Source organism: Streptomyces hirsutus (genome assembly GCF_001418415.1).
In the GTDB taxonomy this organism is placed as follows: domain Bacteria; phylum Actinomycetota; class Actinomycetes; order Streptomycetales; family Streptomycetaceae; genus Streptomyces; species Streptomyces hirsutus.
The window spans coordinates 54,787-69,131 of the sequence record NZ_LIQT01000072.1 but is presented as its reverse complement, the minus strand read 5'-3'; the positions used below and the strand labels follow the sequence as shown (position 1 = coordinate 69,131).

Here is a 14,345-nt window from a genome sequence, read left to right as displayed (position 1 = left end):
TGTAGGCAGTGAACAGACACTAGCGGGACGGCCGCCGGACCACTGTGTGGCCATGCCCACAGCCGATGGCGCCTCTGTTGTACGAACCCTCCTTGGCCGGGGCGGCCGAATAGGACAGGATCGGCTCTCATGGACCTGCTGAACACGCTGGTGGACAAGGGGCTTCGGCGCGAGACGCCGACCCGTGCGGAAGCGCTGGCCGTCCTCGGGACGTCCGACGACGACCTGCTCGACGTGGTGGCCGCGGCCGGAAAGGTGCGGCGGCACTGGTTCGGACGGCGGGTGAAACTCAACTATCTGGTCAACCTCAAGTCCGGCCTGTGCCCGGAGGACTGCTCCTACTGTTCCCAGCGGCTCGGCTCGAAGGCCGACATCCTGAAGTACACCTGGCTCAAGCCCGACCAGGCCTCGCAGGCGGCCGCGGCCGGGCTGGTGGGCGGCGCCAAGCGGGTGTGCCTGGTGGCCAGCGGCCGCGGTCCGACCGACCGTGACGTGGACCGTGTCTCCGACACGATCAGGGCGATCAAGGAGGGCAACGAGGGTGTCGAGGTGTGCGCCTGCCTCGGACTGCTCTCCGAGGGGCAGGCGGAGCGGCTGCGCGAGGCGGGCGCGGACGCCTACAACCACAACCTCAACACCTCCGAGGCCACCTACGGGGACATCACCACCACGCACACGTACGCCGACCGTGTGGACACCGTGCACAAGGCGCACGCGGCCGGTCTGTCCGCCTGCTCCGGTCTGATCGCCGGCATGGGTGAGAGCGACGCGGACCTGGTCGACGTGGTCTTCGCGCTGCGCGAGCTGGACCCGGACTCGGTGCCGGTGAACTTCCTGATCCCGTTCGAGGGCACGCCCCTCGCGAAGGAATGGAACCTCAGCCCGCAGCGGTGCCTCAGGATCCTGGCGATGGTGCGGTTCGTGTGCCCGGACGTCGAGGTACGGATCGCGGGCGGCCGGGAGGTGCATCTGCGCACCATGCAGCCGCTCGCGCTGCACCTGGCCAACTCGATCTTCCTCGGCGACTATCTCACCAGCGAGGGTCAGGCAGGCCGGGCCGACCTGGAGATGATCGCGGACGCCGGGTTCGAGGTGGAGGGCACCGACCGGGTGACCCTGCCGGAACACCGGGTCGGCGTGGGCGGGTGCGGAACCCACGAAGGCGGCGGATGCGGGTCCCACGAGGGCGGCGGGTGCGGGTCGGCCTCCTCCGGCGCGGGTGTGTGCGGGGGCGCGGAGGCGTCCTCGGACACGGGCACGGGCGCAGGGGCGGAGGGGGCCTCGGGCCCGGGGACGGCCACGGAGGAAGCCGGTCCGGCCGACGGGCCGCGTACCGATCTCGTCGCCGTCCGCCGACGGGGTGCCGGAACGGATCTCGCGCCCAATGCCTGAGTGGTCCGTACCCGAACTCCTCGAGCTGGACCGACGACACGTCTGGCATCCGTACGGTCCCATGCCGGGCCGCCGGGAACCGCTCGTCGTGGAGTCGGCGAACGGGGTGCGGCTGCGGCTCGCCGACGGCTCGGGCGAGCTGGTCGACGGGATGTCGTCCTGGTGGTCGGCGATCCACGGCTACAACCACCCGGTGCTGAACGAGGCCGCGCGCGACCAGCTCGGGCGGATGAGCCATGTGATGTTCGGCGGGCTCACGCACGAGCCCGCCGTCCGGCTGGCGAAGCTCCTTGTCGACATGTCACCCGACGGCCTCGAGCATGTCTTCCTCGCCGATTCGGGCTCGGTGTCGGTCGAGGTGGCCGTCAAGATGTGCCTGCAGTACTGGCGTTCGCTCGGAAAGCCCGAGAAGCGGCGGTTGCTGACCTGGCGGGGCGGCTACCACGGCGACACCTGGCAGCCGATGTCGGTCTGCGATCCCGAGGGCGGGATGCACGAGCTGTGGACCGGGGTGCTCCCGGAGCAGGTGTTCGCGCAGGCCCCGCCGGCCGAGTACGAGGAGTCGTACGCCGAGCACCTGCGGGAGCTGATCGGGCGGCACGCCGGGGAGCTGGCGGCCGTGATCGTGGAGCCGGTGGTGCAGGGGGCGGGCGGCATGCGCTTCCACTCCCCCGCGTATCTGCGGGTGCTGCGCGAGGCGTGCGACGCGCACGACGTGCTGCTGGTGTTCGACGAGATCGCGACCGGGTTCGGGCGTACGGGCGCGCTGTTCGCGGCCGGGCACGCGGCGGTGACGCCCGACGTGATGTGCGTGGGCAAGGCACTGACCGGCGGCTATCTGACCCTGGCGGCGACGCTGTGCACCGCGCGCGTGGCCGACGGCATCTCGCGCGGCGACGTACCGGTGCTGGCGCACGGTCCGACGTTCATGGGCAATCCGCTGGCGGCCGCCGTGGCCTGCGCCTCGATCGAGCTGCTGCTCGGGCAGGACTGGCTCGCGGAGATCAAACGCATCGAGTCGGGCCTGCGGGACGGGCTGGCGCCGGCGGCCGGTCTGCCGGGCGTCCGTGACGTGCGGGTCCTCGGCGCCATCGGCGTCGTCCAGCTCGATCGCGCCGTGGACATGGAGGCGGCCACGCGCGCGGCGGTGCGCCGGGGTGTGTGGCTGCGGCCGTTCCGCGATCTCGTCTACACCATGCCGCCGTACGTCACCGGTGACACGGACGTGGCCCGGATCGCGGACGCGGTGTGCGCGGCGGCCGAGGAGGGATGACATGCCGGTACTGGTGATCACGGGCACGGGCACCGAGGTGGGCAAGACGGTGGTGACGGCCGCAGTGGCCGCGACGGCGCTGGCGGCCGGACGGTCGGTGGCCGTGCTGAAGGCGGCGCAGACCGGGGTGCGGCCGGACGAACCCGGGGACGCCGAGGAGGTCGCGCGGCTCGCCGGGGCCGTCACGACCGCGGAACTCGCCCGGTATCCGGACCCGCTGGCACCCGCCACCGCCGCCCGGCGGGCGGGCCGGGCGGCGGTGCGTCCGCGCGAGGTGGCCGAGACCGCCGCCAAACTGGCCGCCGAGCACGATCTGGTGCTCGTGGAGGGCGCGGGCGGGCTGCTCGTCCGGTTCGACGAGGACGGCGGGACGCTGGCGGACGCGGCGGCGCTGTTGTCGGCGCCGGTGCTCGTGGTGGCGGCGGCGGGTCTCGGCACCCTGAACGTCACGGAGCTGACGGCCCGTGAACTGCGCTCGCGCGGGCTCGACCCGGTGGGCCTGGTGATCGGCAGCTGGCCCGCCGAGGCCGATCTGGCCGCGCGCTGCAACGTGCGGGACCTGCCGGAGGTGACGGGGGTGCCGCTGCTGGGCGCGGTTCCTGCCGGTGCGGCCGGCCTGCCCCCGGCCTGCTTCCGCGCGTCGGCGCCACGATGGCTGGCGTCACGGCTGGACGGCACGTGGGACGCGGCGGCGTTCCGGGGACGGGAGGCCGGCTGATCTCCCGCGCGGCACGCGGGTCCCAGTCCTGGAGGCCCGTGGTCCCGGGGGCCCGTGGTCCCGGGGGCCCCGGGAGGGGTGCGGAGGCTTCTCACGGGGGACAATCGCGGTGGGTCCCCAGCCCGGGACCCGTCCTGCGGGGAGGCGACGGTCCCCTGTCCCGCCCCGGTTCCCGGGTTCGTCCAGGCAGGGAGGTACGCCCATGGCGGCCGGCTCCGCGAAGACGGCGCGGGATCCCGTGCACCACCCGCTGTTCGCCCGCTCCTACGCACGGGTCAGTGTGGCCGCGGAGACCCGCATGGGTATGGCCGCAATCCGGCAGAGGCTGCTCGGCGGGCTGTCCGGGCGGGTGATCGAGGTCGGCGCGGGCAACGGCCTCAACTTCGCGCACTATCCGGGCACCGTCTCCGAGGTGGTCGCGATCGAACCGGAACGGATGCTGCGCGGGCTGGCCGTGGAGGCCGCTCTGCGCGCCCGTGTCCCGGTGGATGTCGCGCCGGGTGCGGCGGAGGCGCTGCCGGTCAAGAGCGAGGCGTTCGACGCGGCGGTCGTCTCCCTGGTGCTGTGCAGTGTGCGGGACGTGCCGCGGGCGCTCGCGGAGCTCAGGCGGGTGCTGCGGCCGGGCGGCGAGGTGCGGTTCTTCGAGCACGGGCGGGGCGGCGGCCGGGTCATGCGGTTCACCCAGCGCACCCTGGACCGGACGGTGTGGCCGCCGCTGGCAGGTGGCTGCCATGTGGCGCGGGAACCGGTCGGCGCTCTGCGGGAGGCGGGGTTCGAAATCGGCCCGTACCGGCGCACGCTGATGCCGGAGAAAGGGCCGAAGCTGCCGACGTCGTACTGCGTGCTGGGCACCGCCTGGCGGCCCGCACGCGATACGGCGGACGACCCGCCGACGGGCCGGAGCTGACCACTGGCCCGAGCCGCCCTCTCGCTCCATCGGCGCAACTCGGCGGCAATGTCGTCCACGGAGGTGCGGAGGCCTCATCGGCGTCCTGCCGGACCGGTCGCCCGAGGGAACGGTTGACGCTCATCCCGCGGGCCGAGGCACGTTCCCGCGCCGCTCGGGCGGCACCCTCGTCCACACGTACGTTCGACTGGGTCCCGGCCCTGCCTCGAAGCCGACGCCATGGCACGGCAGGGGCCGGTGAACGGAGCGGCCGGCCCGTTCACCGCGCGGCGGCCGGCTCACCGAAGCGTCCCTCGTCCGCAGCCGCCTCCGGCTCCGTTGCCCGGCTCCCGCCGGGAAGCAGGACGGTGTCCCTTACACCGGAATGGCGCGCCCTTGCACTTACGAGGGATATTCGGTGTGGGCCGGATCACACTATCGTCGGGCGCGACGAGCACGACCGGCACGGCCCGAGGCCTACACGGAGGAGACGGTCTTGTCCACACCCGCTGCGGAGCACACCCCCGGCCTCACGTCGGCCGACTCGATCGCGGCCCGCGCCCGCGGCCTGACGAAGGCGTACGGATCCGGCGAGACGACCGTGCTCGCCCTGGACGCGGTGGACGTGGACATCGCGCGCGGCCGGTTCACGGCGGTGATGGGACCGTCGGGGTCGGGAAAGTCGACGCTGATGCACTGTCTGGCCGGGCTCGACACCGTTTCGGCCGGCCGGGTGTGGCTCGGCGATACCGAGATCACGGGGCTGAAGGACCGGGAGCTGACCCGTCTGCGCCGGGACCGGATCGGTTTCATGTTCCAGTCGTTCAACCTCATCCCGACGCTGAACGCGCTGGAGAACATCACGCTCCCCATGGACATCGCGGGCCGGAAGCCCGACGAGAAGTGGCTGGACCAGGTCATCGACACGCTGGGCCTGCGGGACCGGCTCGGGCACCGGCCGGCGCAGCTGTCCGGCGGCCAGCAGCAGCGCGTGGCGTGTGCGCGGGCGCTGGCCTCCCGGCCCGAGCTGATCTTCGCGGACGAGCCGACCGGCAATCTCGACTCGCGCGCGGGGCTGGAGGTGCTCGGTTTTCTGCGCGAGGCCGTGGACCGGCTGAACCAGACCGTGGTGATGGTCTCCCACGACCCCGGCGCCGCCGCCCACTCCGATCTGGTGCTGTTCCTGGCCGACGGGCGGATCGTCGACGAGATGGAGCGGCCCACGGCACAGGCGGTACTCGACCGGATGAAGCGATTCGACGTGATCCGCGCCCGGTCCGTCGACGGCATCCCGACTCCGGGCCGCGTTTCCGGCCTCACCCCGGACCTCACCCCGAAACCGGCTTCCGGCCTCGCCCCCGGCCCGGCTTCCCACCGGGCCCCGGACCCCGTTCCCGGAGCGGGCCCCGCCACCGGGGATGCCGTGCGGTCCGACGAACCGGCCCCCCGCAAGGACTGAGACCGTGCTGAAGGCGACGCTCAGGAGCTTCCTCGCCCACAAGGGGCGACTGCTGCTGTCCGCGCTGGCTGTCGTCCTGTCCGTGGCGTTCGTCGCGGGCAGCCTGATCTTCTCCGACACCGTCGCACGTACCTTCGACCGGCTCTTCGCCTCCACCTCCGCCGACGTGACCGTGGCGCCCCCGAAGGACCTGGAAGCGGCCGTGCCCACCGGCCAGGTCCGGACCGTGCCTGCCTCGCTCGCCGAGCGGCTGGCCGGGATCGAGGGGGTCGAATCCGCCCGCCCGGACGTCAGGGCGGGGAACATCACGGTCGTCGACAGCGACAACGAGCCGGTGGGGCCGACGACCGGCTCACCCACGCGCGCGGTGGGCTGGTCCGCCGACGAACGCAGTGTCGTGGAGCTGACCTCCGGCCGCACTCCGCGCGGCGCCGGAGAGGCCGTGCTGGACGCGGACACCGCCGACGCCGAGGACCTGGCGATCGGCGACACCCTGTCGGTGCAGGCGCAACCGGGCACCTTCCGCGTCGAGATCGTCGGGATCGCCGCCTTCACCGCCCCCAACCCGGGCTCAGCCCTCGTCTTCCTCGATCCCGAGGTCGCCGCCGTCGAGCTGCTGGGCTCGGCGGACCGGGCCACGAGCATCGCCGTCGAAGCGGCGCCGGGCGTGACCGCCGAGGAGGTCGACCACCGTGTCACCGAGGCACTCGGCGCCGGCACCTACCGGGTGGAGACGGCCGACGAGCAGGCCGCGACGGCCACCGACGAGCTGGGCGAGTTCCTCGACGTGATCAAGTACGTGATGCTCGGCTTCGCCGGGATCGCCGTGCTCGTCGGCATCTTCCTGATCGTCAACACGTTCTCGATGCTGATCGCGCAGCGCACCCGCGAACTCGGGCTGCTGCGGGCGCTCGGCGCCGACCGGCGGCAGGTGCGCCGATCGGTGCTCACCGAGGCGGTGCTGCTCGGCCTGTTCGGCTCGACGCTGGGCATGGCCGCCGGTATCGGGTTCGCCTACGGGCTGATCCGGCTGATGAGCGTCTTCGGCATGAACCTGAACACCACGGAGATGGTCATCGGGTGGGTCACGCCCGTCACGGCATATGCGGTGGGGGTCGGGGTCACCTTCGTGGCGGCGTACCTTCCGGCCCGCCGCGCGGCAGAGGTGTCCCCGATGGCCGCCCTCGCCGACGCCGAGATCGCCGGGGTGGGCCGCCCGTTGCGGACCCGCGCGGTGGTGGGTTCCGTCGTCGGGGCGCTCGGCGCCGCCGCCCTGGCGGGCTGCGCCGTCTCGACCGGGACGGGGCCGGCCGCTTCCCTGCTGGGGCTGGGCGTCGTGCTGACCCTGATCGCGACGGTCGTCGCCGGTCCGTTGCTGGTGCGGCCGGTGATCCGGGTGCTGGGCGGTGCCTTCCCCGCCCTGTTCGGGCCGGTGGGCCGGATGAGCCAGCGCAACGCCCTGCGCAATCCCCGCCGTACGGGTGCCACCGCCGCCGCACTGATGGTGGGACTCGCCCTGGTCGGCGGCATGTCGGTGGCCAGCGCCTCCATGTCCCGCTCCTTCGACGAGCAGATCGACAGGACGCTGGGCGCCGACTTCGTCATCCAGAACGCCAACTTCCTGCCGTTCTCCCAGGAGGTCACCGACCAGGTGCGGGACACGGAGGGCGTGGGCGTCGTCGTACGGCAGCGGTTCGCGCCGGTGGCGGTGCGGCTGCCGGACGGGGAGCGGGTCGAGACGACCGCCGCCGGGTACGAAGACCGGGTCGACGACGTCGCCCGGATCACCTACGCGAGCGGCGACACGGCGGCGGCGCTGGCCGACGGCGGCATCGCCATGGACGCCGGCTTCGCCGCGGACCACGGCGTCCGGGCGGGCAGCACGGTCCCTGTCGAGTTCCCGGGCGGGCAGCGCACCGGGCTGACCGTGGGCGCCCTCACCGACATGGAGAGCGGCGAGGGCCTCGGCGTGCGGGGCGGACTGTTCCTCGGTATCGCGGCGATCGAGAAGTACGTGCCCGGCGGGCAGGACTCCGCGCTGTACGTGAACGCCGCCGACGGCACGAGCGCGGATGAGCTCCGTGACCGGCTGGAGACGACGCTCGCCCCGTATCCGCAGGTCCAGGCACGCGACCAGGCCGACTACAAGGACCTCGTGCACGACCAGATCGCGGTCCTGCTGTACCTCGTCTACGCCCTCCTGGGGCTGGCGATCATCATCGCGGTGCTCGGCGTGGTCAACACCCTGGCGCTCTCGGTGGTGGAGCGCACCCGGGAGATCGGGCTGCTGCGGGCCATCGGGCTGAGCCGGCGGCAACTGCGCCGGATGATCCGGCTGGAGGCGGTGGTGATCGCGGTGTTCGGCGCGGTGCTGGGGCTCGTGCTGGGGCTGGTGTGGGGCGTCTGCATACACCAGGTGCTGGCGCTGGAGGGCATGACCGCGCTCGCGATCCCCTGGGGCACCGTCGTGGCGGTCGTCATCGGTGCGGCGGTGGTCGGCATCGCGGCGGCCCTCCTGCCGGCCCTGCGCGCGTCGCGGATGAACGTCCTGGAGGCGATCGCGCACGAGTGACACGCGCGGGCGGGCTCCCTGGGCGTGGCCGCTCCTGCGGCGTACGCACTTGGACGGGTGACGTACGGGCCGGGCGTCCGTATGGGCCGGGTGGCATGCGGGCCGGGTGGCATGCGGACGGGCGACGCGTCCGGATCATGGAATTGTGTGTCGCGGGCCGGGCTGGATGCGTGGGCGACCCGGTCGAGGGGGCGGCTCATCCTCAGGGAGGATCCATCAGGCTGTGAGGGCGTATCCGGCCTGGTGAGGGCTTTGATGGACGGTTGGTACGTTCGCCGGCGGGCGAAAGGTCCGTGAGTGATGCAGGTCACTCGGCTTGCCCGTCACAAACGCGAGGTGGGCTGTATCCCGTGTGTGAACTGATTCCGCAACAGGAGGCACACATGAGGGTCGTGGTGGCGGGAGCTGGCTACGCGGGGACGGTCGCGACGAACCGGCTGGCCAGGAAGGTGAAGGCAGCGGAGATTACGGTGATCAACCCCCGCCCGGACTTCGTCGAGCGAGTGCGGCTGCACGAACAGATCGCCGGGACCGGAGCCGCGGCGACCCCGCTGACGTCGATGGTGGGCGAAGGGGTCGCAACGCGGGTGGGCACCGTCGACAAGATCGGCGACGGTCAGCTCACTCTCGGCGACGGGGCGAGTCTCGGCTTCGACTACCTGTTCCTCGCTGTGGGCAGCACGGTCGCACCGCTGCCGGGCACCGTTGCGGTGGGGACCTGGGAGGGCGCGGAGAAGGCGCGGGCCGCGCTGGCCGGGCTGCCTGGCGGGAGGGCGGTCACCGTCATCGGTGGCGGGCTGACGGGCATCGAGACGGCATCCGAGATCGCCTTCGGCCGACCCGACCTCCGCGTGCGGATCGTGGGACAGACGATCGCCGCGAGCCTGTCGGCAGGAGCGCAGAAGCGTGTGCGCACCGGCCTGGACCGCTTGAACGTGGAGGTCGTGGAGGACTCCGTCGCGCAGATCGACCCTGGCGCCGGGGAGGGACGAGGCGACATGGTGCGTCTCCACTCGCGCCCGCAGTTCACCTCCGACCTCACGCTGTGGGCGATCATCGGGAGCGTGCCCGACCTGGCCGCCCGCAGCGGACTTGAGGTGGATGCCGACGGGCGGGCGGTGGTCGACGAGCATCTGCGCAGCGTGACCGACCCGCGGATCTTCGTCGTCGGCGACTGCGCGGCGGTTCCCGGCTCGCGAGCGGCCTGCGCGACGGCCCTGCCTCAGGGCGCACACGCAGCGGATACGCTGGCGCGGATGCTCCAAGGCCGTAAGCCCAAGCCCTACTCCATGGGGTACGCCGGACAGGCGGTGAGCCTGGGCCGGCGCGACGGGCTGCTGCAGGTCAGCCACAGGAACGACACCGTGCGCCGGCTCTACTTCGCCGGGCGCACCGCGGCCGTGGTCAAGGAGCGAATCTGTCGCTACGCGAGGTTCGGTGCCCGCACCGCCACCTACGCCTGGCTGCGGGGCTCGAAGTGACCGAGCAGCCGGATCCCGCGGACGAGTTCACCACGCACAGGGCCCTGCTGTTCTCGATCGCCTACGAGATCCTCGGGTCAGTGGCCGACGCCGAAGACGTCCTGCAGGACAGCTACCTGCGGTGGCGGTCGGTGAACCACACCTCGGTGGAGAACGCCCGGGCCTACCTGGCGCAGATCGTCACCCGGCAGGCGCTCGGCGTACTGCGGTCGGCCGTCCGCCGCCGGGAGCAGTACGTGGGGCCGTGGCTGCCCGAGCCGCTGGTGACCGACGCTGCCCGCGACGCACCCGACGGCATCGACCATGTGCTCACCGGCGAGGCCGTGACCACCGCGATGCTGCTGGTGATGGAGGCCCTGACCCCTACCCAGCGCGCGGTGTTCGTGTTGCGCGAAGTGTTCGGCTTCGACTACGCGGAGATCGCCGCCACGGTGGGCAAGTCCGAGGCCGCGGTGCGGCAGTTGAACCAGCGCGCCCGCAACAGCGTGCGCGCGAGGCGACACACCGCAGTCGCCACCCCTGCCGAGGCACGGCCGGTCGCCGAACAGTTCCTGACGGCGGCCGCGACCGGTGACGTCCAAGGCCTCATGGACCTGCTCGCACCCGATGTGGTGTTCCTGGCTGACGGCGGCGGGGTCGTGAACGCGGTGCGGCGCCCCGTGGTCGGGCCCGACAGGGTGGCCAGGCTGCTTCTCGGACTCCTGGCCAAGGGCGCCCGCATGGGCGAACTCGACGTCCGCATCGGCACCTACAACGAGATGTACTCCCTCGCGGTGCTCATCGACGGCAAACTCGATCAGCTGACCTCAGTCGAGATCCGCGGCGGTGTCGTGACGGCCGTCTACTGCGTCCGCAACCCGGAGAAACTCACGGCGGTCAAGGTGTGACCCGCGCGCCTGCAAGGCCAAGATCACGGTGGGGATGGGGACTCGGGCGATGCCCGGCGTCCCCGTCCCATCCCCCTCACACATGGCCAGTGGTTGTCCCGGTGCTCCGGGTGCCGGACCGGTTCAGCGGCGTCGACGACGGCGTGGGCCTTCTTCTTGGCGAGTTTCTGCGGCTGCGGCTCGCTTCCCTTGGGCACGGCTGTCGCCACATCATCACGTGAGGCGCGGGCCGGTGCTCAGCCCTGGGTGGGCAGGCCGATGTTCTTGGTGACCCGCAGGGCCTGCGCCAGGAGCTGGTGGATCCTCAGCAGCGCCCGCATCTCCTGGCGCAGGCCCTGCGGGTCGCCCGAGCGCAGCATGCGGTCCTTGAGCATGGTGTGGCGGATCGCCAGGAACGCCACCTCGATCTCCCACCGCTCGTGGTAGAAGGCCAGCAGATCTTCGGCCGGGTGGCGGCGCGCGTCGGTCAGCGTGGTCACCAGCCGGTACTCGCCCCGATGGGTGCTGCCGTCCGCGCAGGTGACGGTGACGGTCGCGGTGATGACACGGACCGGGACCCCAGCGATGACCGACCGGAAGGAACCGTCGGCCAGGATCTGCAGCGCGGCGGGCCTGCGTGAGGAGCGGATCCGCAGCAGCAGCGCAGCCCGTGAGGCGTGCACGGCGCGGATGAAGACGTTCGCGTCGAAGCCGCGGTCGGCGAGCACCAGCATGTCCTGTCGCAGGTGGCCGACCAGCTGCAAGGCGGCCTCCACCTCACCGCGATACGGGCCGACGACCGCGCCGAGCAGGGCCCGCGTCCCGGTCTCCGCCAGGGCCATCACCGCCAGCAGCCACCCACTACGGCTTCTACAACACCGTCTCCGGCCTGGGCATCACTCTGGGCAACCTCGGCACCGGAGCACTCTGGGACTTCGCAGGTCGCCATGATGCCACCTGGCTGACCTGGGCTGCTCTGACCGCGACCGGGACAGCCTGCGCCGCAGCGGTCGCGGCCCTCGCCCGAACCGGACGCCTCACCGCACCGCGGCCGCGGCCCGTCGCAGCGCAAGCCGCAGCCGGGCGGCTCGCCCGTACGGTCCGGGCCGCCCGGCTGCGTCATGCCCTGGACACACTTTCTCGACCAACGCCCGGACCAGTCCCAACCGACCTGTTCACCACGATCCGCGAGGCACTACGCCTACGCTGAACGCGCCTGTCGGGAGGGCGTCGCCACCGTTCCCCCCGCTCCTACCGCCGCTCGAGAATGTGCCGTATGGCCCGCGGCGCACTCTCTGTGCGTACGGGTCGTAACTCGCGGTCGTTGTTGAGTGTGGGCATGATGAGGGTGTACATCGCTCCCGGACGCCGGGCCTCGCCAGCAAATGGACGGACCGGAAGGAACGGCATGAGACAGCGCAGATTGCTCACCTTAGGAGCGGGGCTGTGCACAGCCGCAGCACTGGGCCTGGTGGCACCGCATTCCGCCCTGGCCTCCCCCGACCGCTGTTCCTACACATCATCGACGTATCGGCCCACGCTTACGCACGGTGACACCGGTGCGGCGGTCAAGCAGGCGCAGTGCCTGAGCAACATGTGGGGAGGTCAGCCGCCCAAGCTGGCCCTCGACGGGGCGTTCGACTCAGCCATGCTGAAGAAGCTCGAGTGGATCCAGGGCTGCCACGGCCTGCCGCAGAACGGTGTCATCGAGGGCCGCACCTGGCAGGTGCTGTACCACCCGGCTCTGGACTGCTACGACCCGTACCCCGCCTGAGCAAGCCACCAGTCGGAGCACATTTGCCCAAGCACCCTGCCAGGCAGCCGCATGTGCCGGACCGCAGCACCGCCGCTGAGGAGAAACCCGGGAGAAGACCTTCTCCCAGAGCCCCTCGAAGACCATCCCGGCCCCACAAAGACCAGTGAGCCTTGTTGCATCGGGTCTGCACGGTGAACACCGTACAGACCCGCTGTAGGCACGGGCAGCGCTCCGGGGGTGTTTGTGCGCAGCCAGGATTCGACGGGTCGCCGACCGCGATGGCCTTGTTGCAGGCGGCTTCCAAGCGGCGGTCGCCGCCTGACGACCGAGGTCACCACGCGCCGGGCGATGTGCACACCGTTCCTAGGCCCTGGCCAAGAGCACGCAGGAACACGGCATCACGGTGCTGGGCACCTGCCAGGAGTCGCTCCTGGACGACGCCGCCGAACACTGCGGCGAACTCCTCTACTTCACCTATCCCAGCCACACCGAGGCGCTCAACGCGCCCACCCGCATGTTCGGCTACGACGCCAACGGCGAGCGCGTCGAGCTGACCACGGACACCCTGCTGGCCGGTCGCGCCTGGTGGTGAGCAATGCGGCATGCGGGACCCGAAGCGCGCCTGGCGAACATCCCGGCGGGCTTGTCGCTCGCGCCGTCACATCGCCCCGAGTTCCTACCGCCCGCACGGCACCCATGGGCATCTCCACCAATCTCCGCGATGGTGGTCAGCGTTGGTACGTGCCCACGAGCGTGCCGCTCGCCAACTCCCTGCCCTTCACGGCACGATGCACTGCGTCGGCTGTCGGCCGGCCGTGCAGGGGAAGCGACTCCGACACGGCCCACAATCGGAAGAAGTAGCGGTGCGCCCCGTGCCCCGGCGGAGGCATCGGACCGCCCCAGCCCATCCGGCCGAAACCGTTGGGCCACTCCTGGCCGCCGGGAGGCGGCTCCCCCTCCACCGCACCGGTACTCCGCGGATCGATACCGGTGACCAGCCAGTGCAGGAACGTCCCGCCCGGGGCATCAGGATCCTCACAGAGCAGGACCAACTCCGACGCAGCGTCCGGCACCACCGACCAGGTCAGCGGTGGCGAGACGTCGTCGCCCTCCCCGCTGTGACTGCGAGGGATCGCTGCATGGTCGCCGAACGCCACGCTCGTGAGCTCAATTCCGGTCATATCGCGGCTCTACCCGGAACGGCGTGGCCGGCACCGGCCCAGGCGGGCCGAACACCTCATTGGCCGAGTACGCCGACCAGCGCACCGGGAATCTGTAAGACGGACTTGACATGGAGCACGAGATGCCGACGAGAATCCTGCTCGAGGGACGCCCCGGCGCGGGCAAAACGACCATCGTTCGCCGATTGGCCGCGCTCCTGCGCACCCGTAGGGCTGTCGGCTTCACCACGGAGGAGATACGGCACGGCGGTACCCGGAGCGGTTTCGCGCTGGAAACACTGGAGGGCGGTCTGCGAGCCGTGCTCGCCCATGTCGACTTCCCGGGCCCACCGAGGGTGGGCCGGTACGGCGTCGATCTGGGCGTCATGGAGCGGCTCGCGCTGCCGCCGCTCAGGTCGGCTGCAGCGGATCCTGCTCCTGGAGATCTCGTGCTGATCGACGAGCTCGGGCGTATGGAGCTGGCGTGCACCGCGTTCCAGGACACGGTCCGGTGCCTGTTCGAGTCCGACATCGACATCGTCGCCACAGTCCACGCCCACAGTGCCCCGTTCACCGACACCCTCAAGCAGCGCCCAGACATCGCACTCGTCCAAGTGACCCGGACCAATCGGGACGCCCTCCCCGAAGATCTGGCAGCACGGCTTGAGGGGCCATGACGACCGTCACCCGGGCACAGCCATGAGGATCGGCCGACGGGCTCGCGGCTTGCGGCTTGCGGCTTGCGGCTTGCGGCTTGCGGCTTGCGGCTTGCGGAAGCCAGG

The 14,345-nt window shown here is 71.6% G+C and carries 13 protein-coding genes and 1 pseudogene; 12 read left to right on the top strand and 2 right to left on the bottom strand.

Annotated features, from left to right (window positions below; translation table 11 throughout):
* Nucleotides 1-129 precede the first annotated feature (129 nt).
* The 8 genes from bioB (at nucleotide 130) to AOK11_RS06665 (ending at nucleotide 10,668) form a co-directional block, all read left to right on the top strand.
* Nucleotides 130-1,392 carry a biotin synthase BioB gene (gene bioB / locus AOK11_RS06700; RefSeq protein ID WP_055592704.1) on the top strand — a complete coding sequence of 421 codons (1,263 nt, stop codon included), beginning with the start codon at nucleotides 130-132 and terminating at the stop codon, nucleotides 1,390-1,392.
* A complete protein-coding gene (locus AOK11_RS06695) occupies nucleotides 1,385-2,665 on the top strand; it encodes an adenosylmethionine--8-amino-7-oxononanoate transaminase (RefSeq protein ID WP_055592703.1) in 1,281 nt (426 codons plus the stop codon). Before bioB ends, AOK11_RS06695 begins: the two co-directional genes overlap by 8 nt.
* A gap of 1 nt (nucleotide 2,666) precedes the next feature.
* Nucleotides 2,667-3,383 carry a dethiobiotin synthase gene (gene bioD / locus AOK11_RS06690; protein ID WP_055592702.1) on the top strand — a complete coding sequence of 239 codons (717 nt, stop codon included), beginning with the start codon at nucleotides 2,667-2,669 and terminating at the stop codon, nucleotides 3,381-3,383.
* A gap of 202 nt (nucleotides 3,384-3,585) precedes the next feature.
* Complete coding sequence (locus AOK11_RS06685; RefSeq protein WP_055592701.1) at nucleotides 3,586-4,290, top strand: class I SAM-dependent methyltransferase; 705 nt, start codon at nucleotides 3,586-3,588, stop codon at nucleotides 4,288-4,290.
* 475 nt (nucleotides 4,291-4,765) lie between these two features.
* Nucleotides 4,766-5,728 (top strand): ABC transporter ATP-binding protein, encoded by a 963-nt coding sequence (locus tag AOK11_RS06680; protein ID WP_240497246.1) that lies wholly within the window; start codon nucleotides 4,766-4,768, stop codon nucleotides 5,726-5,728.
* Nucleotides 5,729-5,732: 4 nt separating this feature from the next.
* A complete protein-coding gene (locus AOK11_RS06675) occupies nucleotides 5,733-8,300 on the top strand; it encodes an ABC transporter permease (RefSeq protein WP_055592700.1) in 2,568 nt (855 codons plus the stop codon).
* Between the two features lie 383 nt (nucleotides 8,301-8,683).
* Nucleotides 8,684-9,781, top strand: coding sequence for an NAD(P)/FAD-dependent oxidoreductase (locus tag AOK11_RS06670; RefSeq protein WP_055592699.1), 1,098 nt, complete (start codon nucleotides 8,684-8,686; stop codon nucleotides 9,779-9,781).
* Nucleotides 9,778-10,668, top strand: coding sequence for an RNA polymerase sigma-70 factor (locus AOK11_RS06665; protein ID WP_055592698.1), 891 nt, complete (start codon nucleotides 9,778-9,780; stop codon nucleotides 10,666-10,668). The genes AOK11_RS06670 and AOK11_RS06665 overlap by 4 nt, the downstream gene beginning before the upstream one ends.
* A 236-nt stretch (nucleotides 10,669-10,904) precedes the next feature.
* On the opposite strand, the gene AOK11_RS06660 is transcribed toward AOK11_RS06665, so the two are convergent.
* On the bottom strand, nucleotides 10,905-11,489 hold the full coding sequence (locus AOK11_RS06660) for a transposase (RefSeq protein WP_055592697.1): 585 nt from the start codon (nucleotides 11,487-11,489) through the stop codon (nucleotides 10,905-10,907).
* An 11-nt stretch (nucleotides 11,490-11,500) separates the two neighbouring features.
* On the opposite strand from AOK11_RS06660, the pseudogene AOK11_RS44585 reads away from it, so the two are divergent.
* From AOK11_RS44585 to AOK11_RS06650, 3 genes and pseudogenes are all read left to right on the top strand, one after another.
* Nucleotides 11,501-11,716, top strand: a pseudogene (locus AOK11_RS44585) (MFS transporter); the annotation flags it as partial.
* Nucleotides 11,717-12,055: 339 nt separating this feature from the next.
* Nucleotides 12,056-12,421, top strand: a complete 366-nt coding sequence (locus AOK11_RS42705; RefSeq protein ID WP_157869293.1) for a peptidoglycan-binding domain-containing protein — start codon at nucleotides 12,056-12,058, stop codon at nucleotides 12,419-12,421.
* Between the two features lie 385 nt (nucleotides 12,422-12,806).
* Complete coding sequence (locus tag AOK11_RS06650; RefSeq protein ID WP_055592695.1) at nucleotides 12,807-12,995, top strand: hypothetical protein; 189 nt, start codon at nucleotides 12,807-12,809, stop codon at nucleotides 12,993-12,995.
* Between the two features lie 136 nt (nucleotides 12,996-13,131).
* Here the strand turns inward: AOK11_RS06650 and AOK11_RS06645 are convergent, their stop codons facing one another.
* Nucleotides 13,132-13,584 carry a YbhB/YbcL family Raf kinase inhibitor-like protein gene (locus AOK11_RS06645; protein ID WP_055592694.1) on the bottom strand — a complete coding sequence of 151 codons (453 nt, stop codon included), beginning with the start codon at nucleotides 13,582-13,584 and terminating at the stop codon, nucleotides 13,132-13,134.
* A 122-nt stretch (nucleotides 13,585-13,706) separates the two neighbouring features.
* Between AOK11_RS06645 and AOK11_RS06640 the strand changes: the two genes are divergently transcribed.
* Nucleotides 13,707-14,240, top strand: coding sequence for a nucleoside-triphosphatase (locus tag AOK11_RS06640; protein ID WP_055592730.1), 534 nt, complete (start codon nucleotides 13,707-13,709; stop codon nucleotides 14,238-14,240).
* Nucleotides 14,241-14,345: the final 105 nt, after the last annotated feature.

Coding starts and splice junctions, on each gene's coding strand:
- bioB (WP_055592704.1), top strand. CDS start 130: ATGGACCTGCTGAACACGCTGGTGGACAAGGGGCTTCGGCGCGAGACG.
- AOK11_RS06695 (WP_055592703.1), top strand. CDS start 1,385: ATGCCTGAGTGGTCCGTACCCGAACTCCTCGAGCTGGACCGACGACAC.
- bioD (WP_055592702.1), top strand. CDS start 2,667: ATGCCGGTACTGGTGATCACGGGCACGGGCACCGAGGTGGGCAAGACG.
- AOK11_RS06685 (WP_055592701.1), top strand. CDS start 3,586: ATGGCGGCCGGCTCCGCGAAGACGGCGCGGGATCCCGTGCACCACCCG.
- AOK11_RS06670 (WP_055592699.1), top strand. CDS start 8,684: ATGAGGGTCGTGGTGGCGGGAGCTGGCTACGCGGGGACGGTCGCGACG.
- AOK11_RS06660 (WP_055592697.1), bottom strand. CDS start 11,489: ATGGCCCTGGCGGAGACCGGGACGCGGGCCCTGCTCGGCGCGGTCGTC.
- AOK11_RS42705 (WP_157869293.1), top strand. CDS start 12,056: ATGAGACAGCGCAGATTGCTCACCTTAGGAGCGGGGCTGTGCACAGCC.
- AOK11_RS06645 (WP_055592694.1), bottom strand. CDS start 13,584: ATGACCGGAATTGAGCTCACGAGCGTGGCGTTCGGCGACCATGCAGCG.
- AOK11_RS06640 (WP_055592730.1), top strand. CDS start 13,707: ATGCCGACGAGAATCCTGCTCGAGGGACGCCCCGGCGCGGGCAAAACG.